A 23187-nucleotide genomic window follows, 5' to 3' on the forward strand; every position below is an offset into this window, starting at 1 on the left:
TCTGGTTGCCGCTCTCGTTCAAGAAGCAGGGGCTGCGAGCTACAGCCATATCCTGGCTGCCGCTACCTCCAACGGCAAAAACATCCTGCCGCGCGTTGCCGCTGCACTGGACGTTGACCAGATCTCCGAGATCATTTCGGTTGAAAGCGCTGACACCTTCAAGCGTCCGATCTACGCCGGTAACGCCATCGCTACCGTGCAATCGAACGCTGCAGTGAAAGTGATCACCGTGCGTGCCACCAGTTTCGACCCGGTTGCCGCTGAAGGTGGTTCGGCTGCCGTTGAAGCCGTTGCTGCTGCTCACGATGCTGCCATTTCCAGCTTCGTTGGCGAAGAGCTTGCTAAATCGGATCGTCCGGAACTGACCGCAGCCAAGATCGTCGTTTCCGGCGGTCGAGGCATGCAGAACGGTGACAACTTCAAACACCTGTACGCCCTGGCCGACAAGCTGGGTGCTGCCGTCGGTGCTTCGCGCGCCGCGGTCGACGCAGGTTTCGTACCCAACGACATGCAGGTCGGTCAGACCGGCAAGATCGTTGCGCCACAGCTGTACATCGCCGTCGGTATCTCCGGCGCGATCCAGCACCTGGCCGGCATGAAAGACTCCAAAGTGATCGTTGCGATCAACAAGGACGAAGAAGCGCCGATCTTCCAGGTGGCCGATTACGGCCTGGTGGCGGATCTGTTCGAAACACTTCCGGAACTTCAGGCCTCGTTGTAACACCGTCGGAAAAGTCCGTTAAACATTGATTTAAACGCTGTCAGTGAAATCGGCGCGGCCTGTTCTTCAACAGGCCGTGGGCGATGGGTTGTGCGCTCAAGACTCATATCAAAAACAACAGAGGTCGCCACACAATGATCAACGCTCAATTGCGCGGGAGGCATTCCTGCGCGCTTTTTACCGGTTTAATCGCTATGGGTTCGGTACTTTCCGGAGTTAACCAGGCCATGGCAGCCGGGCCTTTCGACAAAGATGCAGTGGGCATGACCGGCGATTGGGGCGGTACACGCAACGAACTTCTGCAGCAGGGTTATGACTTCACGCTCGATTATGTCGGCGAGCTGGGTTACAACGCCGATGGCGGTTATGACCAGGATCGAACGGCGCGCTGGGCCGGGCAGTTCACTCTCGGTGCGAAACTGGATTTGCAGAAAATCTTCGGTTGGCAGGATGCAACATTCAAGCTGGCCATCACCGAGCGTGAAGGCCACAACATCACCAATGACCGGATCAGTGACCCGCGCGCGCCGATGTACTCCTCGAACCAGGAAGTCTGGGGGCGAGGGCAGACGTGGCGACTGACGCAGATGTGGATCAGCCAGTCGTATCTGGATCAGAAACTCAACCTTAAATTCGGGCGCTTTGGTGAAGGTGAAGACTTCAACAGCTTCCCCTGCGATTTCCAGAACCTGGCGATGTGCGGTTCGCAAATGGGCAACTGGGCCGGCGGCGGTATTTGGTTCAACTGGCCAATCTCGCAGTGGGCCGGGCGAATCAAGTATGAACTGGCACCACAAGTGTTCGTCCAGGTGGGGGCTTACGAACACAACCCTTCGCTGCTGGAAGACAGTAACGGTTTCAAACTGAACCTGAGTGGCGGAGAAGGTTTGATCCTGCCGATAGAGTTGCTCTGGACGCCAACAGTGAACTCTCTGCCCGGCGAGTATCGGGTGGGCGCTTATTACAGCACTGCCGATGCCACCGATGTCGAAAGTCGTGAAGTGCCCGGTGATGTGTCCAGCAACCTGGTTTCACGTGACAGCAAATATGGTTACTGGTTAGTCGCACAACAGCAGGTCACCACTCATAATGGTAACCCCAGCCGTGGTTTGTCGCTGTTTGCCAACGTAACGGTGCAGGACCGGGAAACCAGTCAGGTCGGGCACTTTGTTCAGGCAGGATTGACCTATAAAGGCTTGTTCGATGCCCGTCCCCAGGACGATCTCGGATTCGGTGTGGCGCGCATCAGTACCAACTCGCGTTTTCGCAATAATCAGAAAGCGATCAACCAGGCCAACAACCAGACCGACTACGACAAGCCCGCGTATCAGCCGGTACAGGGTAACGAGTATGACGCTGAGTTGTACTATGGTGTCCACGCAACGAAGTGGCTGGTCATCCGCCCCAATATTCAGTACGTACACAATCCGGGAGGCGTTAGCGAGGTCGATAATGCCTGGGTGGCTGGGGTAAAAATCCAGAGCAGTTTCTAGCATTACGGCCTGAATCTTCAGCTCTATTTCAAAGCCACGACAGCACGTCGTGGCTTTTTTGCAGGTGCCTTGTTCATCTTTTGGAAGAGCGAGCGCTCAAGTTACTTCTTTCGGCATGGATGCAAGGTCAGGTTAAGCGCGCCAGACCTTGCATTCCGTACGCTGCAACTATCAGTCAGGGGTTGGCGCGTCTTCACGCAGAAGCCCGTGACGTTTCAATGCCTGCCAGAACTCGGCAGGAATCGGGTGACTGAACCACTCAAGATTCTTCTCCAGTTGCTCCGGGGTGCGTGTGCCGGCTACGAACGAGGGAATCGCCGGGTGAGCGACCACGAACTGCATGGCGGCGGCCGGCAGTGGTACGCCATACGCCTTGCACACCACTTCGATGGCTCGTACCCGCTCAAGGATATGTGCAGGGGCCGGGGCATAGTTGTATCGAGCACCTTCGACGGCACCGGTGGCCAATATCCCTGAATTGAATCCCCCTCCGATGAGCACGGCAGCCCCCCGTTCTTCGCACAGTGGCAAGAATTCATTGAGGGAGTCCTGCTCGAGTAGCGTGTAGCGACCGGCGAGCAGGAAGCAGTCGAAATCCCGTTGCTTAAGGGCTTCATGGCAGACTTGCCATTCGTTCACCCCGACACCGATCGCTTTCACCACGCCTTCGTCGCGCAGTCGTGAGAGCGCCCGCCAGGCACCGTCCATGGCTTGCTTGAACACTTGAGGTTGTTCCGATCCACGAGTGAAGACGTCGATGTCATGGATAAAGCAAATGTCTATTCGCTCCAGCGCCAATCGTTGGAGAGAGTCTTCGAACGAGCGCATGGTGCCGTCATAGCTGTAGTCGAAGGTCATTTCATTTGGGGCAGCGTTGCTCCAGGGACTGAAATCGATTTGCGAGCGGGGCTTGGCCTTGAGAACGCGTCCGACCTTGGATGAGAGCACGAACTCATCGCGATTCTTCCAGCGCAGCGAGTGCCCGGTGCGCAGTTCGGCCAGGCCGTGGCCATACATCGGGGCAGTATCGAAGAGGCGGACACCACCTTCCCAGGCGCGTTGGAACATTGCATCCGAAGTGGCTTCGTCGGTGGGGCGAAACAGGTTGCCGACGGGGGAGGTCCCAAAGGCAAAATTGCTGACATCCAGGTTCACTCGGCCGAGTTTTCTTTTTGTAGACGGCTGCATGAGTCAATCCTCAAATAGGTAGCTGATTAAAGTTCAATAGGGTCAGAGCTGTGGGCGACCTGCTCCCAGTGCAATGACTTGATCCACCTCGACTGTTGCACCCGATATCCCTAGCCCGCCTATGACCTTGCCTTGACGGTCGTGCAGAACAATGCCGCCACCGAAGCTGATCAACCCGCCGTTGGTGCCTTCCAGGGAGTAAATATCACCCCCCGGCTGAGCCCGAACACCGAGCTCAGAGCTGTCCGTCCGGAACAACGCAGCGGTGCGAGCCTTTTTGGTGGCGACTTCTATGGCGCCGGGCAGGGCGTCATCCATTCGCAGAAAGGCTCGCAAGAGTCCGGCGTCATCAACCACGCTGATGCAGATTGCGAAGCCTTGCTCGTTTGCCAGCGACACCGCGCGACTGACAATTTCCTGAGACAGTTTATCCAGCATGTTTAGCTCCTTGAGCTGAGAGGGCAGGAGTCCTGATCATCCGGGGGCTTTACGCTGACGTGAAGGTGGCGGGAGTGTTTGAGGGGGAAAGTTTGATGATGTCGGATGTTTAGCCCGCCAGGCAACGATGGCAGGTTAATGTGGCTGTGGAATGAAGAGTATATAGACGGTCGTAAATGGCTACGGTTTTGAACCAGGTAGCCGATGCGCTATGTCATGGCTGGCGCCATAAATAGCTCTCACTAATCAACATTGCCATCGCTGAATGACTGATCTTGGCCGATTTTTGCCGGTCAGGGCTGGCCGGAATGGACCTGAAAAAGCGCGCGGCGATCCCTACGACGCTATGAAGACACAGCACTAACTAAATCGACTTATGAAGGCAGCAGTGATCCTGTCGCGGTATAAACTGGAAAAGACATCATCGATTCTGCTGGCGGATGCTCGTAGGTCGAAGACAGCACAGCACTGAGTTGATCACCCAACAGGTCCCAAGCGTGCTTCTTCTCTTCGGCATAGTCGTGATGCAGGTAGTGCCGTCTCACCCGAGCCGGCGAGCACATGGTTTTGACAGCGATCGATAACGTCCAGGCTGACCCCTAAGGCCTGCATCATGGTCGCGCCCGTGCGGCGCAAGTCATGCGGTGTCCAGTCGCCGTTCTGGCCGTCGGCCAGCACCAGGGTGTCGTCATGACGCCGTCTGGAGAGGGCCTTGCGGTTTTTGAAGCGGGCCTGGCGGTCACCGACCTGCTTGCTCACCACTTTCACGTCCACATGCCCATCATCCTGCTTGTTGGGAAAGCACCACTGAGAATCTCCCGTGAGGGTTTTCAGCTCCTGAAAGAAATGCAGGGCAAAGGGCGAGAGGAAAACATGGTGGTCCTGTTTCTTGCCGCGGGTGCCTTTGACGTTTTCACTGGGTATGAACCAGGTCTGTCGGTCCAGATCGACATTTTTCCATTCGGCCTGCAGCAACTCGCCAATCCGGCACAGGGTGCCCAGGCTGATCCAGAGCGCGAGTTGGGTTTCCTTCTTTAGCGGCCGAATGCCGTCGTATTTTTGTCCGGCGGGGAGGGCGTCGTAATCGGCGGTCATTTGCTGGAAGCGGTTGTGCAGTTCCATCAGCTCAGCCGGCGAAAGGATCCTGCTTCTTTCTGCCTCGTAGTCGGCCGGGATCAAGGGGGAAATGTCGACCAGCTCCGTCGGGTCGCCCTCGATCAATAAGGCCCGCCAGGGCTGACGTTTTCTGGCCCAGCTGAACATCTGAGTGAGGTCGGCGAAGAAACTGATGGCTTGCCGGTGAGCGCCGCGGTTGACCACGGTGCGGATCAGCGCCCGAACATCGTGTTCGGAGACGCTGCTCACTGCGGTCTTGCTGAGTGCTGGCAAAAGGTCCTTGTTAAAGCGTCGTTGCAACTCGGTATTGCCGTCTTTACGCGAACAGCCAGGCCTTGACCAGATCCTGGACGGTCAGTGTTTGCACCTTCGACGTCTTTACCTGTTCGGCCTCTACGTTAGCCGCGGCATATGCCTGTGCCTTGGCGGTTTTCTTGTGCTCGTTGGGATTGATCTGTTCATCGATGAGCGCACGGGCCTGGTTGCGGGCCTTGCGGATGTCCGTCAGGGGTTTGCGCGGCCAGGACCCGCAGGCGTACTCTTTGTTCTGTTCGCCCCAGCGATAGCGATAGAAAAAGCTGACCAGAACAACACGCCGTCCTAACGGACTGAGATTCGACCGGCCAGATTGCCATCCTCCCGGAGGATTCGGCCGGCATCGTTGGCGGTCAGCGACTCGAGTTCTTTGATGGTGATTTTGGTCATAAAATGGATTCCCCCTACTTTTACCCCCACAAAAACGTCGGCTCTTGATGGACGTGACTAGACTCTCGTGGAGCAGAACACCGCTGGAGCTCAAGTAAATACTAGCTTGGAAAAATCCAGAGTAAAATTTTGGAGTCTTTCAAAAAGTACGAAAAAGGAGATGGGGTGCTAGGGGTCGAGTGTTCGAATCACTCCGTCCCGACCATATAATTCAAGGGGTTGCGAGATTTTATCTCGCGACCCCTTTTTATTTTAAGTGGTTTTTACCCCTACAAAACCACTGGCTCTCGGTGGAATCTCCCTCGGTGACCGTAGTGTCTCCTCCAACTCCATAAAAGTATTTGTGGCCGATTGTTCTCAGCACGACGATAAGTTTCATACCCCAGAAACGAGCGGCTCCGCTAAACCTAGGCAGCACTTGGGACTTTGTCCGCTTGATGTCGCGAGGTAGCACGTGCGCTGCACTTTTGATCGCTTGGCTCTGATCTCGATTACTCCACGTAAAACCCTTCGTAATCTCCACTTGTCTTGCTGTAGGCAGGTCTTCGGCCGCCTGTCCGTTATTCGAAAGAATTTCGAGGGTGAACTGTTTGACATTGATAAATCTATAGCTATATAGTTATCGAAAGGGTGAAAATAACAACGCGCACAAGGCGCTACTCGCCCTCGGTTTACCGCTCAGACAACCAGCAGGAGCAAGATGCATGTATGACGTAGAGCTAGGTCTGTATATCGACGGTCATTGGCGCGCTGGCGAGGGTCGCCGCACCATCCCGGTGGTCAACCCCGCTACTGAAGAAGTACTGGCTCATCTACCGCTGGCGAGTGAGCAGGACATCGCGGACGCACTGGCGTCGTCGCAGGAAGGTTTCGAAATCTGGCGTACTGTCTCGGCATGGAATCGTCAGGTGGTGATGAATCGTGCCGCCGACTTGATCCAGGTGCGCCGCGAAAACCTGGCTCACGTACTCACTCTGGAAAATGGTAAGCCGTTGGCTGACGCCCGAGGCGAGATCGACCGGGTGGTCGAGACCATCAAATGGTGTGCAGAGGAGGGCAAACGTGCCTACGGCCGTCTGCTGCCGCCGCGTCAGCCTGAGCTGGTACAGACTACCGTGAAACGCCCGATCGGCCCTGTCGCGGCCTTCGCCCCCTGGAACTTCCCTGCCGTACTGGTGGCGCGCAAAGTGGCTGCAGCCCTGGCTGCCGGTTGCTCGGTGGTCGTCAAGCCCGCCGAAGAAACCCCCGGTGTCTGTGTCGGTATTATCCGCGCCTTTATTGATGCCGGGTTGCCCAAGGGTGTGATCAACATGCTGTTCGGCGAACCGAGTCAGGTTTCCGAACTTCTGATTGCTTCGCCGATTACCCGCAAGGTTTCGTTCACAGGTTCCGTGTCTGTTGGACGTCTGCTCAGTACCCTGGCGGCGAAGCAGCTCAAGCCCGTCACCATGGAGCTGGGCGGACATTCACCAGTGGTGGTGTTCGACGATGTGGATGTGCAGGCCGTGGCTCGCGCCTGTGCCGGCTTCAAGTTCCGCAATGCCGGCCAGGTCTGCGTGTCGGCCAGCCGCTTCTTCGTACATGATCGGGTTTATGAGGAGTTCACTCGTCACTTTGTCGAATTCGCCAATGCTGTGAAAGTCGGCAATGGCCTTGAAGCTGACATCAGCATGGGCCCGCTGGCCAACGTTCGTCGTCTGGAGTCGACGATGGAGCTGGTTGCCGATGCCAAAGCACGAGGCGCCACGGTCGCCGCCGGTGGCAATCGGATGTTCGAGCGCGGGTATTTCTTCCAGCCAACGGTGCTGACCGATCTGGATCCGCAATCGCGCATTCTGCATGAGGAACCGTTCTGCCCGGTCGCGCCAATCATGCCGTTCAGCGACTTCGATGAAGTCATGCAGCGCGCCAACGGTGTGGATTTCGGCCTGGCGGCCTACGCCTTCACTAACTCAATCAAACGTGCAGCTGCAGTGAGCGAAGGCTTCGATGCCGGCTGGATCGGCATCAACTGCTTTACCCCCGCTTTGGCCGATGCGCCCATCAGCGGCACCAAACAAAGCGGTATCGGCCACGAAGGTGGCCCTGAAGGACTGGATGCTTACTTGCAGACTCGCTTCGTCAGCCAGGCAAGTTCCGTTTAGTCCGTGAAGTGATGCTTACCCTAAAAACAATAGTAATGATGAGGATCGAACCATGAGCCGTGCAGATGGTAAAGCGCAGAACATCCCTTTCGGTGGCTACCACTACAACATCATCCCGACTGAAGATGCCGAGCTGACCCGTGTCGGCCCAGGCACCGAAATGGGCGAGTACATGCGCCGTTTCTGGCACCCAGTCTGCCTGTCCGAGGAGCTGGGCCAACTGCCCAAGGCCATCCGCATTCTCGGTGAAGACCTGGTGGCGTTCCGTGACCGTAGCGGTCAGATCGGTGTGCTGCATCGCCACTGCGCCCACCGCGGCGCTTCGTTGGAATTCGGCATCATCCAGGAACACGGCATTCGTTGCTGCTACCACGGCTGGAAGTGGGGCGTAGACGGCACGCTGATGGAAACCCCTTGTGAACCGGAAGGCAGCAAGCTCAAAGAGAGCATCTGCCAACCCGCTTACCCGGCGTTCGAGCGCCACGGACTGGTGTTCGCCTACATGGGCCCACCGGATCAGAAGCCGAAGTTCCCTGAGTACGAGTCCTTCACCCAGCCGGCCGGTACCGAGCTGGTGGCGTTCTCCAACGTCTACCCCTGCAACTGGCTGCAGGTGTTCGAAAACATCATGGACCACATGCACACGGCGGTGCTGCATAACAACATGACGGTAGAAGGCGTGGACGCGGCGACCTCCGCCGGCGTCTCCTTGGAAGGCTTCGGCGACATGCCGGTCATGCACTGGGAACCGACCCGTGATGGCAACGGCGTCGCCTTCGTCGCCGGGCGCCGCGTCGGTGAAGACAAGGTGTGGACCCGCATCACCGAAATGACCTTCCCGCACCTATGCCAGATCGGCTCGCTGGTGCCGTCGGCGGCCGAAGAGCGTCACTCCACCGTCGCCATGAGCCGCTGGCATGTGCCGGTGGACGACACCAACACCATCCTGTTCGGCTGGCGCCATTTCAACGATGAAGTGGACCCGCGTCATCTGGGCTGCAAAGAAGATTGTGGCGTCGACAAGATCGACTTCCTCGAAGGTCAGACCGGCAGCCGCACCTATGAAGAAGGTCAGCGTGCACCGGGCGACTGGGAAGCACTGGTCAGCCAGCGTCCAATCGCGATTCACGGCATGGAGCACCCGGGGCGTTCGGACATCGGTGTCTACCTGTGCCGCAAACTGCTGCGCGATGCTGCGCGCAAGCTGGCCGAAGGCAAGCCGGTGGGGCGTGCGGACCTGAACAGCGATGACCCGCTGGCCATGTACTCCCAGGACTCGGTGCTGAAGATTCCCCGTGACCCGGCCCGTGACGATCGCGAATTGCTGATGGACATTAATCGTAAGGTCATCGGTGTGATGAAGGACGCTGACCGTTTCCCGGCCAGCGAGCGCGACGCCTATGTGCGCCAGCGTCTCGATGAGCTCGACGATCAGCAGCTCTCCCGCAAGGGTTGATTGGGTGGTCGGGCCTGGCGAGATCAGGCTCGACCCACGGACGATTCATCGCCCAGACAACAAAAAAGATCGAGGCGCAGCATGCAAACAGTCAAAGTACGGTGCATCGAGAACCAGGCGGCTGGTATCAACACCTTCGAGTTCGTCGATCCGGCAGGCAAACCGCTGCCTCCTTTCACCGCGGGTGCGCATATCGACGTGCACCTGCCCGGCGGTTTCATTCGTCAGTACTCCCTGTGCAACAGCCCGCAAGAGCGGGACCGGTATGTAGTCGGCGTATTGAACGTGGTCGATGGCCGCGGCGGTTCGCGAAGCCTGCACAGCAACGTGAAGGCAGGCGATCTGCTGCAGATTTCCGAACCACGCAACCATTTCCCTGTCGTCGACCAAGCGCAGCGGCACCTGTTGATCGGCGGCGGCATTGGCGTGACGCCGATGATGGCGATGCTTGAGCATTTTGAAGCGAGCGGTGCCGAATACATTCTTTACTACTGTGGCGAGACGCCTGAGCGCACCGCGTTCAAGGAGCGCCTGTCGTCCCTGCTCGGCAAGCACGTCGTCATCCACTACGACGGCGGTGATCCGGCCCGTCGCCTGGACATCCGCGAACTGCTGATGCACCACGAGCCCGGTACCCATCTGTATTGCTGTGGCCCTGGCGGGCTGATGGCCGGCGTCAAGGCGGCGGCCGAGCATTGGCCGGCAGGCACGGTGCACTTCGAACACTTTGCCGCACCGGTACCGCCGCCAAGCGCCGGCACCGCCAGTGAAGGTGAATTCCAGATCACCCTGGCCCGCAGCGGCCAGACTCTTGATGTGCCAAGCAGTAAGAGCATTGCGCAAGTCCTGCGTGACGCCGGCCTGCCGTGCGAGACCTCTTGCGAGGCCGGTATCTGCGGCACCTGCAAGACTCGTTTCATCGACGGCGAGGTCGACCATCGCGATTTCATCCTCAGTGACGACGAGAAACAGGAGCACTTGCTGATCTGCTGCTCCCGTTCCAAGAGCTCGATGCTGGTGCTGGACCTGTAAAAAAATTTCCCTGAGAAAAGCTACGTAGCTACCTAGCTTTGGAGAGCAAAATGACTAAAGCCAAGAACCTCATCGTGTTCATGTCCGATGAACATAATCCTAAAGCCCTCGGTTGCTACGGTAATGATTTCGTCAAGACCCCGAACCTGGACGCCATCGCCGCCGGCGGTACCCGTTTCACTTCGGCCTATTGCAACTCTCCGGTGTGCATTCCGGCCCGTGCGACCTTCGCCACCGGCCGTTACATTCACCAGATGGGCTTCTGGGACAACGCCGACCCCTACGATGGTTCCGTGACCAGTTGGCACCACCGGGTTCGTGATGAAGGGCAACACTGCGTCTCCATCGGCAAGCTGCACTTCCGCTCCATCGATGACGACAACGGTTTCAGCCAGGAAATCGTGCCGATGCATGTCATCGAAGGCAAAGGCGACCTGATGGGTCTGGTTCGCGAAGACCTGCCGCGTCGCGGCGGTGCCTGGAAAATGGCCGGGCAGGCCGGGCCAGGTGAATCGTCTTACACCATGTACGACCGCAACATCGCTGCGCTGGCGCAGACCTGGTTGCGTGAAGAAGCACCGAAACACCAGGACAAGCCCTGGGTGCTGTTCGTCTCTTTCGTCGCACCGCATTTCCCGCTGACGGCGCCGCCCGAGCATTTCTATCGCTACTACCTGGACGACAACCTGCCTTGGCCAAAGCTGTACGACAAGGCCGAGCGCCCGAACCATCCGTTCATCAAGGACTACGCCTCAAGCTTTGCCTATGACGAATTTTTCGACACTGAAGACAAGGTGCGTCGCGCGCTGGCGGGCTACTACGGCCTGGTCAGCTTCCTTGACGAGAACATTGGCAAGGTGATGAGCGCCCTTGAAGGCAGTGGCCTGCGCGACGACACCCGGATCATCTACACCAGCGACCACGGCGACAACCTGGGCAGCCGGGGTCTGTGGGGCAAGTCGACGATGTTCGAAGAAGCCGTTGGCGTACCGCTGATCATCTCCGGTGACGGTATCCCGGCGGGCGTCGAGAAGATGACCCCGGTTACCCACATCGACGTCTACCCGACCATTCTCGAAGCGGTCGGCATTGCGCCCAACGAAGAGGAGAAAACCCTGTCGGGCGAGTCCCTGTTCAAGCTGGCCAATCAGCCCGATGGCGACCGTCTGGCCTTTGCCGAATACCACGGCATGGGCTCGGCTACCGGTGCCTTCATGATCCGCGACGACCGCTATAAGTACGTTCACTACGTCGATTACTCGCCGCATCTGTTCGATCTGCTGGAAGACCCGGAAGAGTTGCTCAACCTGGCGGAGATCCCGGGTAACGAGGCGCTGGTCGCCGAGTACCGCGCGAAGATGGAAACCGTCTGCATTCCGAAAGAGGTGGATGCCCGCGCCAGAAAACGCCAGGCCGAGCTGCTGGAGCTCAACGGCGGCCGCGACGCGGTGGTGGCCCGTGGTGACCTGGGTTACTCGCCCCCGCCAGGGGTTGCGGTGGATTTCAACTGAGGCCCTGCCTCGGCTCCGGTAAACAATAAGGCTGGAACAAGGAGGTGCCTGCAGTCGCCCGCTTTCGCCAAACGAAGGCGGGTGGTGCAGGGCGCTGCCGGCCACCAAACGAGGAGAACACCCGTGAACGGACCTGAATACGATTACATCGTGGTGGGCGCAGGCTCAGCCGGATGCGCCCTGGCCAACCGTCTCAGCGAAGGCGCAAAACACACTGTCCTGCTGCTCGAAGCGGGCCCGAACGACCGGCACTTCTGGATTCACCTGCCAATCGGCTATGGCAAGACCATGTTCAACCCGACCTACAACTGGTCCTTCCATACCGAGCCGGTGCCCGCGCTGGACAACCGTCCGATCTACTGGCCGCGGGGCAAGACCCTGGGCGGCTGCAGCTCGATCAATGGGCTGGTCTACATCCGTGGGCAATCCCAGGACTATGACCACTGGCAAGCGCAGGGCAACCAGGGTTGGGGCTGGAGCGACGTGTTGCCGTACTTCAAGAAAATGGAATGCAACGAGCGCGGCGAAAGCGCCTATCACGGCGGCAGCGGTCCGTTGCATGTATCGGATCTGCGCGAGCCCAACGAATTGGTCGAAGCCTTCATCCGCGGCGCCAACCAGATCGGGGTGCCGCGCAACGATGACTTCAATGGCGCGCAGCAGGAAGGGGTGGGTTATTTCCAGCTCACCACGCGCAACGGTTGGCGTTGTTCGGCGGCCAAGGCTTACCTGAAGCCGATCCGCGACCGCAAGAATCTGACCGTCGAAACCGACGCCCAGGCCAGCAAGGTGTTGATGAGTGGCAAACGCGCGATCGGCGTTGCCTACGAGCAGGCAGGGCAACCGGTAACGGCCAGGGCACGCAAGGAAGTCCTGCTGTGCGCGGGTGCACTGCAATCGCCGCAATTGCTGCAGCTGTCCGGAATCGGCCCACGTGAAGTGCTGGAGCAATATGGCATCGACGTCGTCCACGAGCTGCCTGGCGTTGGCCGGAACCTGCAGGATCACCTGCAAATCCGCATCATGTTCAAATGCACCAAGCCGATCACCACCAACGATCAATTGCGCACCCTGTGGGGTCAGGCACTGATCGGCATGAAGTGGGCCTTCTTGCGCAAGGGGCCGCTGTCGGTGGGCATCCAGCAGGGCTGCATGTTCGCCAGGAGCCGAGAGCAGGAAAAGACGCCTGATATCCAGTTCCACTTCGGCACCCTGAGTGCGGACATGACGGCCGGCAAGCCACACAAGTGGCCCGGCTTCACCATGTCGGTCTGCCAGTTGCGCCCGAGCAGTCGCGGTGAATTGCGGATTCGTTCGAAGAACCCGAAGGACGCCCCCTGGATCGAGCCCAATTACCTGGCCACCGAAGAAGATCGGCAGACCATGGTTCGCGGTTTCAAAATGGCCCGCAAGCTTGCGGCGAGCCAGGCCATGGCCGGTTATATCGCCGAAGAGTACAACCCTGGCGTGTCGGTGCAGACAGAGGAGGACATGCTCAATTTTGTGCGTCGCAACGGTTCCTCGATTTTCCACCCGGTAGGCACCTGCAAGATGGGCAGCGGTCCGGAAGCGGTGGTTGACGAGCGGCTGCGGGTTCACGGCATTGAAGGGCTGCGGGTGGTCGATGCGTCGATCATGCCGACGCTGATTTCGGGCAACACCAACGCCCCGGCGATGATGATCGCTGAAAAAGCCGCGGACATGATCAAGGAAGATGAGCGTTATCCCACGGCCCGCGCTTCATCCGCTGCGCCGGTCGGTAACCCCACGATGACGGCATAGCCTATCCATGGCGGCAGTAAAAGGCCCTCACGGCAGACTGCCGTCGAGGGCATTTTTGGTTTTGGCATTCAACAGGCAAACAGGATCATGACGGCACAACAGGAAGACTTGAGCAAAATTCAGCGCGTCGATCGCGGCCCGCTGTCCTCACGGCTGCTGGCGGGCGGCAGTGAGCCCGATCCACGCTTCACCCTGGCCAACGAACGAACCTTCCTGGCCTGGATCCGCACCGCACTGGCACTGCTGGCCGGCGGCATCGCCGTGGAAGCCTTTACCCTGGAAGTGTTTAGCCCTGGGGTGCGCACGACACTCTCGGTGGCTCTGCTGCTGATGGCGCTGCTCATCAGCGGCTCGGCCTGCCTGCGCTGGCTGAGCGTTGAACGGGCACTGCGCAACAAAGCGCCGTTGCCACTGCCGTTGCTGGTGCCGCTGCTGTCGATCGGTGGTGCACTGGTGACGCTGACGTTGATCGGCGTCTTCCTGTTACGCCAGGTGCATTGAGCCATGATCGGCCGTCGCACTGATGGGCTCCCGCTTCAGGCATCGCACAATGACGCCGGGCTGCAGCCGGAGCGCACCTCCCTGGCCTGGGGGCGGACCTTGCTGGTGTTATGGGTCGTGGCCTGTATTTTCCTGCGCTGGATGCAAACCCGGGGGTGGCTGGGCGCACTGCTGGCGGTGCTCAGCGTGGTCGCCGCGCTGTACATCTGGATGACGCAGCGGCGTCGCTACCGGCGCAGTGCTCTCGCCATCCATACCGGCCGCTTGCGGGCCGATGTCGCGTCGGTGTTGTTTACGGGCGTGGTGGTGGCCTGCCTGGCCGCAGTGTCTCTTTGGGCCGTACTCGATACAGCCTGATTCTGTGGGATTCCCGCGGCGTCTTACACTCCGCCGTTACGCAGAAAACACCTTTTCTGTGGCGAGGGGGCAATCCCCCTCGCCACAGAGGTTGTACCTACCAGACCACCAGTTTATAGCCGACCAGCACGCGGTTCTCGTCGACATCGCGGGTCAACCCGCTGCCGGAGCGGAAACTGATATTACGCATCTGCACGTAGACGTTCTTCAGCGGGCCGGTCTGCACCGTGTAGGTCAGATCAATGTTGCGCTCGCGCTCGGTACCCTGCTCGCGGCCTTGGACCAGCGCGTGGTCGCCGCTGACGTAACGGGTCATGAAGGTCAGGCCGGGTATCCCCAGCGCAGCGAAATCATAGTCGTAGCGTGCTTGCCAGGAATCCTCTTCTTCTCGGGCGAAGGTGTTGTAGAAGGACAAGTTGACGACATAGGGATCGTTGCCAATGAACGGAAATTCGCCGGCACCGGAGATGCGCTGGTAGGCGCCACTGAACTTGTGGCCCCCCAGCGTCAGGCTGACCATGCCGTTGAGGTTGTTATTGGCGAAGCGGCCCATTTTGGCGATGCCGTCGTCGTTGCTGCGAAAGTACCGAAGGTCGGTGCGCAGGCTCGCGCTTTTGCTCAGGGGCAAGGTGTGGACGAGGCCGACGAAATGCTGGCGATAGATGTCTTTGAGTTCGCCGTAGTAATAGCTGGTGGTCAGCTGCGGGGTGAGCTTGTAGCTGCCGCCGGCAAAGTCGAAATGATCGCTTTCCACGCCGCCGCGGTAATAAGTGATGCGGTCATTGCTGCTGGAGTTGCGCAGGTTGGCCTGGGTGATGCGACCGGCATTGACGGTCAGGCCGTCGATTTCGTTCGAGGTCAACATGCCGCCGCTGTAGCTCGAAGGCAGCAGGCGGCCGAAGTTATAATTCAGCACCGGCAGGGTCGGGTAAAGCGTACCCAGGCGCAGGACACTCTTGGATACCTTGAGTTTTCCAGTGAAGCCCAGTTCGCTGAATTCATTCGCGGGCGTACCGTCGGCGCTCTGCGGGAGGATGCCGTTGTCGCCGCTGCGACCGCGGGCCGAATCCAGCTTGAGGCCGAGCGCGGCATGGGCATCCAGCCCCACGCCAACGGTCGTGTCGGTGAAGCCGGATTCAGCATGCATGACGAATCCCTGCGTCCATTCATCCTGTGTCTCTGGGCTACCTGGTTGCCGGTAATCGCGGTTCATGTAGAAGCTGCGAATGTCCAGGTTGGCCGTGCTGTCGGCTATGAAGGCCGCCGAGGCATTGCAGCACAAGGCGAGACTGGACAGGCCGAGCAAGGGGGTAGGTAGTGCGCTTAACCGTAGATGTTTCATTGTTTTTATCTCTAGGGCAGGGAGCTACAAGCTCAAGGCATAGGCTTTGAGAACTGCGGTGACACAACGGAAAAGGTTTTGCCCGGGCGCGCGGTCATGGCCGGCTTCACAGGGGCGGCCAGGGTGCTCGGCAGCACCGCGGTAAGCAGGATGAAACCACCCATCGCGACAAACAGGGCGAAGGCGCCGCGGCGCATGCTCAGGTCGGACAGTTGAGGTGGAAAACGCACATACAACCAGCTGGCCAGCATGGCGACCGGGATCGACAGCATGCCTGGGGACATGACCTCGGCGTTCAACTCACCTTGCAGGCCCTGCATGATCAAGCGGATCAAGGACATGACGCCGGACAGCGCCAACAAGCTATTACGGATGGCCTGAATGGACACCGGTTGACGATAATAGTGATAGATCAACGGTGGCCCCGGTATGCTGAACAGGCCGCCCATCAGGCCGCCGAGCAGGCCCATCAGGACGAAGCTCAGGGGGCTGGAACGGGAGGGATGAGGCCGTGGTTTGATGAACAGGGCAATACCGCCGGCCACGATCAGCCCGCCCAGCAGCAGTTGCAGCAGCGCGGTATGCTCTTCGCCCATTTTGCCCAGCAACCACAGGCCCAGCAGCGTGCCGGGTACCAGGCCGATGAGGGTCTGGCAGAACGATGCCCGGTCAATGTGCCGCCAGTGGCGAGCAAGGGCAATGGCGATGCCGGGTAGGGCGACGATGGTGATGGTGGTGGCGACGATGGCGATGGGGGCGGCGTGGGTGAGTACGGCAATCGCCAGTACCACAATGCCCAGCGCGAACCCGGTGAACGCTTGCAGGTAGCTGCCAATGGCCACCGCAACAAGAATGATGAGGAGCGGGTGCAGTTCCGGGTGTAGTTCCATGGATTAACCTGCCGTGACCGGCGGCTGTTCTAGCCGCATGATTGGGGCGATCGGCACCTGTGTCGGATCAGGCAGACACGGCGGAGCGTTTGTGGATGTCATGAGCTATAATATGAAGCTATATAGCTTTAGTCAACGTCTCTCTGGCAACAGCGTCGGAGGGTTTGAAGGAGCACAAAAAATGTCGGAAGTAGAGACGGTCGATTTTTACGATCGTTACCAGTCACAGGAAGTGCTCGGCTTGCCCAAGTACGCGCAGCTGCGGGAAACCCTGCTGGCGGCGATCAATGATGGGTACTGGGGGCCGGGTTCGCAGTTGCCCAATGAATCCACGCTGGCGGCCATTACCCCGTTCAGCCTGGGCACAGTGCAGAAGGCGCTGCGTGAGCTGGTCCAGGCCAAAGTGATCGTGCGCCGCCACGGGCATGGCACTTTCGTGGCCGAGCGGGCGATGCCGATGATGTCGCCGATGCACTTGCGTTTCGAGGACAGCGACGGACAAGTCCTGCCGATTTATGCCGAAGTGGTCGGTCAGGAAACCGGGCTGGACGGCAAGGATTGGGCCGACAAGCTGGGCTCAAACGTGCGTAACGTGGTCAAGGTCGACCGGGTGTTCGCCGTGGAGGAGCTGTTCCACTGCTTCACCCACTTTTATATCGACAGCGATCGTTTCCCGGCATTTGCCGAGGCGGAGTTGCTCGATTTTGCCGGGGCGAACTTCAAGGCGCTGCTGTTCAACCGGTACCACGTCAGCATCGCCAGCCTCGACCAGAAGCTGCGTTGCGAACGTTTCCCGGACGAGGTCTGCCAGCAGTTGGCGCTTGAAGAGGGCACGATCGGCGCGGTGCTCGAATTTCTCGCCATGGGCAACAATGGCCGGCCGCTGTATTACCAGGAAGCGTTCATTCCGCCCAATGGCTACCGGTTGCGGCTGGACGCCAATCTGGAGCCTTGACCCCGTCGGGTTCTTCATAGCGGGGCCATCCCCTGGTCCCGGTTGAACGCACGCTTGCCTGTTGCTGATGCGCGTAGCCGTGCGACGCGACCAGGACACGAGTCGGTCTGCTGCAGGTTCACCACAACCTGCGGTAATGCTGCCGATTCTGCACCAATAAACACACTTGATCGGCACCCCGGGCGGGCGAATAGCGCTGGGCGTCTCCTGATGGACGGCGATAAAATCGCTATACCTGCTTAGCTATAGTGCTATATAGTTATTCTGTGGTAAAAAACAACAACAACAAATTCGACTGGGGCCAAAGTAACTTCAGTCAGTCTGGAGAACGTCATGTCTGTGAACTCAACGTTTGCTGCTACCTTGAGTAATATCCTTTCCATGTCTGGATGTCCCCGCCCGCAAGACCGGACCTCATCCGATCGCTACGTTTCAGATTGTTCCAGTTAATCCCACTTCGGCTCGCATCACGACGACCCGGTGGTTTCAACATCAATTCTGAGGTGGGATATGGCTCGCATTAAAAGTACCAAAACGCATGCCTGGGTCATCACGATCCTGCTCGCGGTGTTCATGGTGATCAACTTCATGGACAAGGCGATTCTCGGCATCGTCGCAGGTCCCCTGATGGCCGACTTGGGACTTTCTCCCGCTGAGTTCGGCATGATCGCCAGTAGCTTCTTCCTTCTATTCTCGTTGTCGGCCATCGGTTTCGGCTTCGTCGCCGAGCGGGTGTCGTCGAAGAAATTATTGCTGGTATGTGCCGGCATCTGGGGCGTGGCGCAGTTCCCGCTGGCGTTCGTGGCCTCGGTCCCGCTGCTGTACTTCTCGCGCATCCTGCTCGGCATGGGGGAGGGGCCGGCTTATCCGTTGGCGCTGCACAGTTGCTACAAGTGGTTCCCCAACGACAAGCGCAACTTGCCGTCCGCGGTGATCTTTCAGGGAGTCACGGCCGGACTGCTGATCTCCGGCCCGCTCCTGACGTTTGTCGTGGTGAAGTGGAGCTGGCATGCGGCGTTCATGGTGCTCGGTGTGGCCAGCCTCGTGTGGATGGCGCTGTGGGCTTACTTCGGGGCCGAAGGCAAGGTCACTGAGCAAGGTTCGGTGCAGGCCGATGCCGACGCTCCCCGCCTGCCTTATTGGGAGCTGATGACCGACAGAACCTTCCTGGCCAACATGCTGATGTACTGGACCAGCTATTGGATCTTCTCGGTGATGTTCACGTGGGTACCGTCCTATATGGGCAAGGTGATGCACTACGACCCGACTGACGCCGGCTGGATGTTCATGGTGTTCACCGCGTTCAACATCCCGATCGTCCTTGGCGGCTCCTGGGTATCCCAGCGCTTGCTGAAATCAGGGCTCGCCTCGAAGTATGCCCGGGGTTGGTTGACCTCCTTGCTGGTGCTGACTGGCGGTGCGCTGATCCTGCTCGCGGTCTTTGCTGTGCACAATCCACTGCTCAAGGTCATCCTGTTGGCGATTGGTTGCAACTTGCCGCAGATCACCTTCGTGCTGAGTTCGGCGATCGTTGCCGAGATCATGCCGGCCGGGCAGCGCTCCTCGATGATGTCCATCAACAGCGCCTTGGCCACCACCGGCGGCCTGGTCGCGCCCGCACTGATGGGGGCTTTTATCCAGGGCGCCACCACACCTGCGCTGGGCTATGACAAGGGCTTCGTGGTCGCAGGCGCGCTGTGCATTGTCACCAGCGTCATCGGCTTGTTGCTCATCAATCCCGAAGCGAGCAAGCGCCGGTTCGCCCGGCTTATCGAAACCCGCCGGGCCCGTTCAGAGACCCGTTCCCGGAGCATTCTGGCCAAGTGATCGGACTGTCAGCGGTCGTGCATGGCGCCCGCTGACTCATCCCGCGTCTGCAACCCAAAGCACAGTCTGGCTGTTCTTTCTGGCTTCAGCCGTTTTGACTAGCCCCCGCGGCCTCGCGCACCCAACTGGCCGCCGGGGTGATTGATGGAGACAAGCAATGTTACCGGCGACTTTTACCACCGCTGTCGAGCGGCTGATCCCCCGTGATCGGCGTTTTGATGACCCGCTTTCGACGCTAGCGTTCGGCACCGATGCCAGCTTTTACCGGCTTATTCCCCAGTTGGTGCTGCGGGTCGAATCCGAGCAGGAAGTGATAGCGCTGCTCAAGCTGGCCAATGCCGAGCGCGTACCGGTGACCTTCCGCGCCGCCGGCACCAGCCTCTCCGGCCAGGCGATTTCCGACTCGGTACTGATCGTGCTGGGCGACCATTGGAACCGCCGCGATATCCGTGACAACGGCCAGCAGATCCGTGTGCAACCCGGCGTCATCGGCGCCCAGGCCAATGCTGCACTGGCCCCCTTTAAACGCAAGATCGGTCCTGATCCTGCGTCGATCAACGCCGCCAAGATCGGAGGTATCGTTGCCAATAACTCCAGTGGTATGTGCTGCGGCACTGCCCAGAACACCTATCACACCCTCGCTGGCCTGCGACTGGTATTGGCCGACGGCACCGTGCTGGACAGCGAAAGCCCATCCAGCATCGCTGCCTTCCGCGCCAGCCATGGCGAGCTGTTGGAGCAGCTCGCCGAACTGGGTCGGCAGACCCGGGCGAATTTGCCCTTGGCCGGCAAGATTCGCCACAAGTATCGACTGAAAAACACCACGGGCTTCTCGATCAATGCCCTGATCGATTTCGAGGACCCGCTGGATATTCTCAATCACCTGATGGTGGGTTCCGAAGGGACACTGGGGTTCATCAGTGCGGTGACTTATGACACCGTGCCCGACCACCCGCACAAAGCCAGCGCGTTGATCGTCTTTCCCGACGTCGGCACCTGCTGCAAGGCCGTACCGGTGCTCAAACAACAGCCTGTCGCGGCGGTGGAGCTGCTTGATCGGCGCAGCCTGCGCTCGGTGGAGAACATGGCGGGTATGCCCGAATGGGTGCGTGAACTGTCTGTCGGCGCCTGTGCCCTGTTGATCGAGTCGCGTGCCGCCACCGGTGCGCTGCTGCATGAGCAACTGGCGCAAGTCATGGCCGCCATCGCGCATTTTCCGGTGGAGAAACAAGTCGACTTCAGTGACGATCCGGTGGTCTACAACCAGCTGTGGCGGATCCGCAAGGACACCTTCCCGGCAGTCGGCGCGGTACGCCAGACGGGAACCACGGTGATCATCGAGGACGTGACCTTTCCCGTCGAACAGCTTGCCGAGGGTGTCAATCGACTGATCCAGCTATTCGACAAACATGGTTACGACGAAGCGATCATTTTCGGCCATGCCCTTGAAGGGAATCTGCATTTCGTCTTCACCCAGGGCTTCGATGACCCGCTCCAGGTGGCCCGTTACGAGGCCTTCATGGGCGACGTGACCCAACTGGTGGCGGTGGAATACGGCGGTGCGCTCAAGGCCGAGCACGGCACTGGGCGCAACATGGCGCCTTTCGTCGAGCTGGAGTGGGGTACTGAAGCCTACCAGCTGATGTGGCAAATCAAGCGCCTGCTCGACCCTCGCGGCATCCTCAACCCCGACGTGGTGTTGTCCGAAGACCTGCGCATTCATCTGAAAAATTTCAAGCCGATGCCGGCTGCCGATGACATCGTGGACACGTGCATCGAGTGTGGATTCTGCGAGCCGGTGTGCCCCTCCAACGGCCTGACGCTGACCCCGCGTCAGCGCATCGTCATCTGGCGCGACATCCAGGCGCGCAAGCGTGCCGGCATCGATACTGCTGAATTGGAGCGCGCCTACCAGCGCCACGGCCTGGATACCTGCGCGGCCACCGGGCTGTGCGCCCAGCGCTGCCCGGTGGGCATCAACACCGGTGACCTGGTGCGAAAACTGCGTGGCACCCAGGCCCACAGCCCCCGTGCGGCCAACTGGCTGGCCGGGCATTTCGCCGCGGCGGTGCAGGGCGCCCGTTTCACCTTGTACGTGGCCAGCACGGCGCACCGGATGCTGGGCACTCCATTGTTCGCCAGGACCACCGCGACCCTGACCAGGGTCAGCCAGGGCAAATTGCCCCAGTGGACGCCGGCGATGCCGCAGCCTGTGCAGCGTCTGCAACTCCCCAAACCTGCCACTGCGGATGAACGCCCACGGGTGGTGTATCTGGCGGCCTGTGTGTCTCGCGTCATGGGCCCGGCAGCCAGCGATCAGGAGCAGCAACCGCTGTTCGACAAGACCTGTGCGCTGCTGGAAAAAGCCGGCTACCAGGTGGTTTTTCCGGGCAACCTGGACGCGCTCTGCTGCGGTCAGCCTTTTGCCTCCAAGGGCTACGCCGAACAGGCCGAGCACAAACGCCAGGAAGCTCTCGACGCCTTGCTCAAGGCCAGCCGCGGCGGGCTCGACCCGATCTACTGCGACACTAGCCCCTGCACCTTGCGGCTGATGCAGGATCTGGCGGATCAACGCCTAGAGATCCATGACCCGGTGCGCTTCATTCGCACCTATCTGCTCGACCGTCTGGAGTTCGAGCCCCAGGACGCACCGATCGCCGTGCATGTCACCTGCAGCACCCAGCACCTCGGCGAGGCGCAAGCGCTGATCGACATCGTCCGGCGTTGTGCCAAGCAGGTAGTCATACCCGAGGGCATCCATTGCTGCGGCTTCGCCGGCGACAAGGGCTTCACCACCCCCGAACTGAACAGTCACGCGTTGCGCAGCCTAAAGGATGCCGTGCGGTTCTGTGAAGAAGGCATCTCCACCAGTCGTACGTGTGAAATCGGCTTGTCCCAACATAGTGGGATCGACTACCACGGGCTGGTTTACCTGGTGGACAGAGTCACCCGCCGCAAGCCTACCTTTCAACCGGCGTCATCACTGCTTGCAGTGCAGCATTCTTGAGGGGGCCGACGCGAGTCTCATAGGAGAAACTCGAAGTAATATCCTCATATGTCGATGCCGACGGTGGTTCCCCCTGATCGTTCCTCCTTAGATAAACGAATTTCGCTCAGCAGGTGCTATTTTCTCGCGTTATCCTCTGCTATGCGGCGTTTGGGAGACCACTACGTTTGTTGCATGGGGTCATTGAACCAAGTGAGAGATCTGCTGATCTGCAGCGCTTCGAAGGGCCGCTTTCGGGCAACGAGTTTGGCATGGCCAACGACTGGAATTGGCCGATTCTATTGAAAAAGTCGGCTTCGGTTTCCAGGGCAGAAAAGTACGCGTCGTAGATTGAAAACCTTACTTTCGGCAGAGGCCTCCTAGCTCAGATTTCACGTAGCAGCGCGCATACAAGGCGTTTTCACGAGTCAACACGCGGATGGTTCGGCAAACCGACTTTTTCAACACAATCGGCCGATTTCTGCCGGTCATGAAGCCGAAATCAAGCTGAAGAACGTGCTCGGCGATGAGCGCTCACAAAAGACACCGACTTAAGAGGGCGATGAAGAAGTATTCGCGGTATAGGCGGGAAAAGACATCGCCGATCCGGCCGGCATCATTGGCGGTCAGCGACTCGAGTTCTTTGATGGGATCTCAAGTAAATACTGGCTTGGAAAAATCCAGAGCAAAATTTTGCAAGCTTTCAAGAAATATGAAAAAGAAGATGGGGTGCTAGGGATCGA

At 59.3% G+C, this 23187-nt stretch carries 16 protein-coding genes and 1 pseudogene; 12 read left to right on the top strand and 5 right to left on the bottom strand.

Annotated elements, in window-relative coordinates:
* Window positions 1-721 (top strand): electron transfer flavoprotein subunit alpha/FixB family protein (locus NTD84_RS14280; protein ID WP_262166556.1); only part of this gene is annotated, 721 nt, incomplete at its 5' end.
* Window positions 722-915: 194 nt separating this feature from the next.
* Complete coding sequence (locus NTD84_RS14285) at window positions 916-2214, top strand: carbohydrate porin (protein WP_262167223.1); 1299 nt, start codon at window positions 916-918, stop codon at window positions 2212-2214.
* A 171-nt stretch (window positions 2215-2385) separates the two neighbouring features.
* Here the strand turns inward: NTD84_RS14285 and NTD84_RS14290 are convergent, their stop codons facing one another.
* The 3 genes and pseudogenes from NTD84_RS14290 to NTD84_RS14300 form a co-directional block, all read right to left on the bottom strand.
* On the bottom strand, window positions 2386-3402 hold the full coding sequence (locus NTD84_RS14290) for an aldo/keto reductase (protein WP_262166558.1): 1017 nt from the start codon (window positions 3400-3402) through the stop codon (window positions 2386-2388).
* A 42-nt stretch (window positions 3403-3444) separates the two neighbouring features.
* Window positions 3445-3840 carry a GlcG/HbpS family heme-binding protein gene (locus NTD84_RS14295; RefSeq protein WP_262166560.1) on the bottom strand — a complete coding sequence of 132 codons (396 nt, stop codon included), beginning with the start codon at window positions 3838-3840 and terminating at the stop codon, window positions 3445-3447.
* A 374-nt stretch (window positions 3841-4214) separates the two neighbouring features.
* Window positions 4215-5661: pseudogene (locus NTD84_RS14300) on the bottom strand (tyrosine-type recombinase/integrase).
* A 704-nt stretch (window positions 5662-6365) separates the two neighbouring features.
* On the opposite strand from NTD84_RS14300, the gene NTD84_RS14305 reads away from it, so the two are divergent.
* The 7 genes from NTD84_RS14305 to NTD84_RS14335 all read left to right on the top strand — a co-directional run bounded on the left by NTD84_RS14305 (window position 6366) and on the right by NTD84_RS14335 (window position 14444).
* Window positions 6366-7805: an NAD-dependent succinate-semialdehyde dehydrogenase gene (locus tag NTD84_RS14305; protein WP_262166563.1), complete on the top strand. Its 1440-nt coding sequence runs from the start codon at window positions 6366-6368 to the stop codon at window positions 7803-7805.
* A 52-nt stretch (window positions 7806-7857) separates the two neighbouring features.
* Entirely contained in the window at window positions 7858-9261 is a 1404-nt protein-coding gene (locus tag NTD84_RS14310; protein WP_262166566.1) for a Rieske 2Fe-2S domain-containing protein, read from the top strand.
* Window positions 9262-9342: 81 nt separating this feature from the next.
* Window positions 9343-10293 carry a PDR/VanB family oxidoreductase gene (locus NTD84_RS14315; RefSeq protein ID WP_262166569.1) on the top strand — a complete coding sequence of 317 codons (951 nt, stop codon included), beginning with the start codon at window positions 9343-9345 and terminating at the stop codon, window positions 10291-10293.
* A gap of 50 nt (window positions 10294-10343) precedes the next feature.
* On the top strand, window positions 10344-11804 hold the full coding sequence (locus NTD84_RS14320; protein WP_262166572.1) for a sulfatase-like hydrolase/transferase: 1461 nt from the start codon (window positions 10344-10346) through the stop codon (window positions 11802-11804).
* A gap of 123 nt (window positions 11805-11927) precedes the next feature.
* Window positions 11928-13586 (top strand): GMC family oxidoreductase, encoded by a 1659-nt coding sequence (locus tag NTD84_RS14325; protein ID WP_262166574.1) that lies wholly within the window; start codon window positions 11928-11930, stop codon window positions 13584-13586.
* A gap of 87 nt (window positions 13587-13673) precedes the next feature.
* Window positions 13674-14087, top strand: a complete 414-nt coding sequence (locus tag NTD84_RS14330; protein ID WP_262166575.1) for a YidH family protein — start codon at window positions 13674-13676, stop codon at window positions 14085-14087.
* A 3-nt stretch (window positions 14088-14090) separates the two neighbouring features.
* On the top strand, window positions 14091-14444 hold the full coding sequence (locus NTD84_RS14335) for a DUF202 domain-containing protein (protein WP_262166577.1): 354 nt from the start codon (window positions 14091-14093) through the stop codon (window positions 14442-14444).
* A 97-nt stretch (window positions 14445-14541) separates the two neighbouring features.
* Here NTD84_RS14335 and NTD84_RS14340 read toward each other — a convergent pair whose 3' ends face one another.
* Together NTD84_RS14340 and NTD84_RS14345 are read right to left on the bottom strand one after the other, a co-directional pair.
* Window positions 14542-15786: an OprD family porin gene (locus NTD84_RS14340; protein ID WP_262166580.1), complete on the bottom strand. Its 1245-nt coding sequence runs from the start codon at window positions 15784-15786 to the stop codon at window positions 14542-14544.
* Window positions 15787-15818: 32 nt separating this feature from the next.
* Window positions 15819-16676, bottom strand: coding sequence for a TSUP family transporter (locus NTD84_RS14345; protein ID WP_262166583.1), 858 nt, complete (start codon window positions 16674-16676; stop codon window positions 15819-15821).
* A 181-nt stretch (window positions 16677-16857) separates the two neighbouring features.
* On the opposite strand from NTD84_RS14345, the gene NTD84_RS14350 reads away from it, so the two are divergent.
* The 3 genes from NTD84_RS14350 to NTD84_RS14360 all read left to right on the top strand — a co-directional run bounded on the left by NTD84_RS14350 (window position 16858) and on the right by NTD84_RS14360 (window position 22465).
* Window positions 16858-17631: a GntR family transcriptional regulator gene (locus tag NTD84_RS14350; protein ID WP_262166585.1), complete on the top strand. Its 774-nt coding sequence runs from the start codon at window positions 16858-16860 to the stop codon at window positions 17629-17631.
* Between the two features lie 510 nt (window positions 17632-18141).
* Complete coding sequence (locus NTD84_RS14355; protein ID WP_262166588.1) at window positions 18142-19458, top strand: MFS transporter; 1317 nt, start codon at window positions 18142-18144, stop codon at window positions 19456-19458.
* Between the two features lie 157 nt (window positions 19459-19615).
* Window positions 19616-22465 carry an FAD-binding and (Fe-S)-binding domain-containing protein gene (locus NTD84_RS14360; protein WP_262166591.1) on the top strand — a complete coding sequence of 950 codons (2850 nt, stop codon included), beginning with the start codon at window positions 19616-19618 and terminating at the stop codon, window positions 22463-22465.
* Window positions 22466-23187 lie beyond the last annotated feature (722 nt).

The sequence above is a fragment of the Pseudomonas sp. 14P_8.1_Bac3 genome (assembly GCF_025466085.1).
GTDB lineage: Bacteria > Pseudomonadota > Gammaproteobacteria > Pseudomonadales > Pseudomonadaceae > Aquipseudomonas.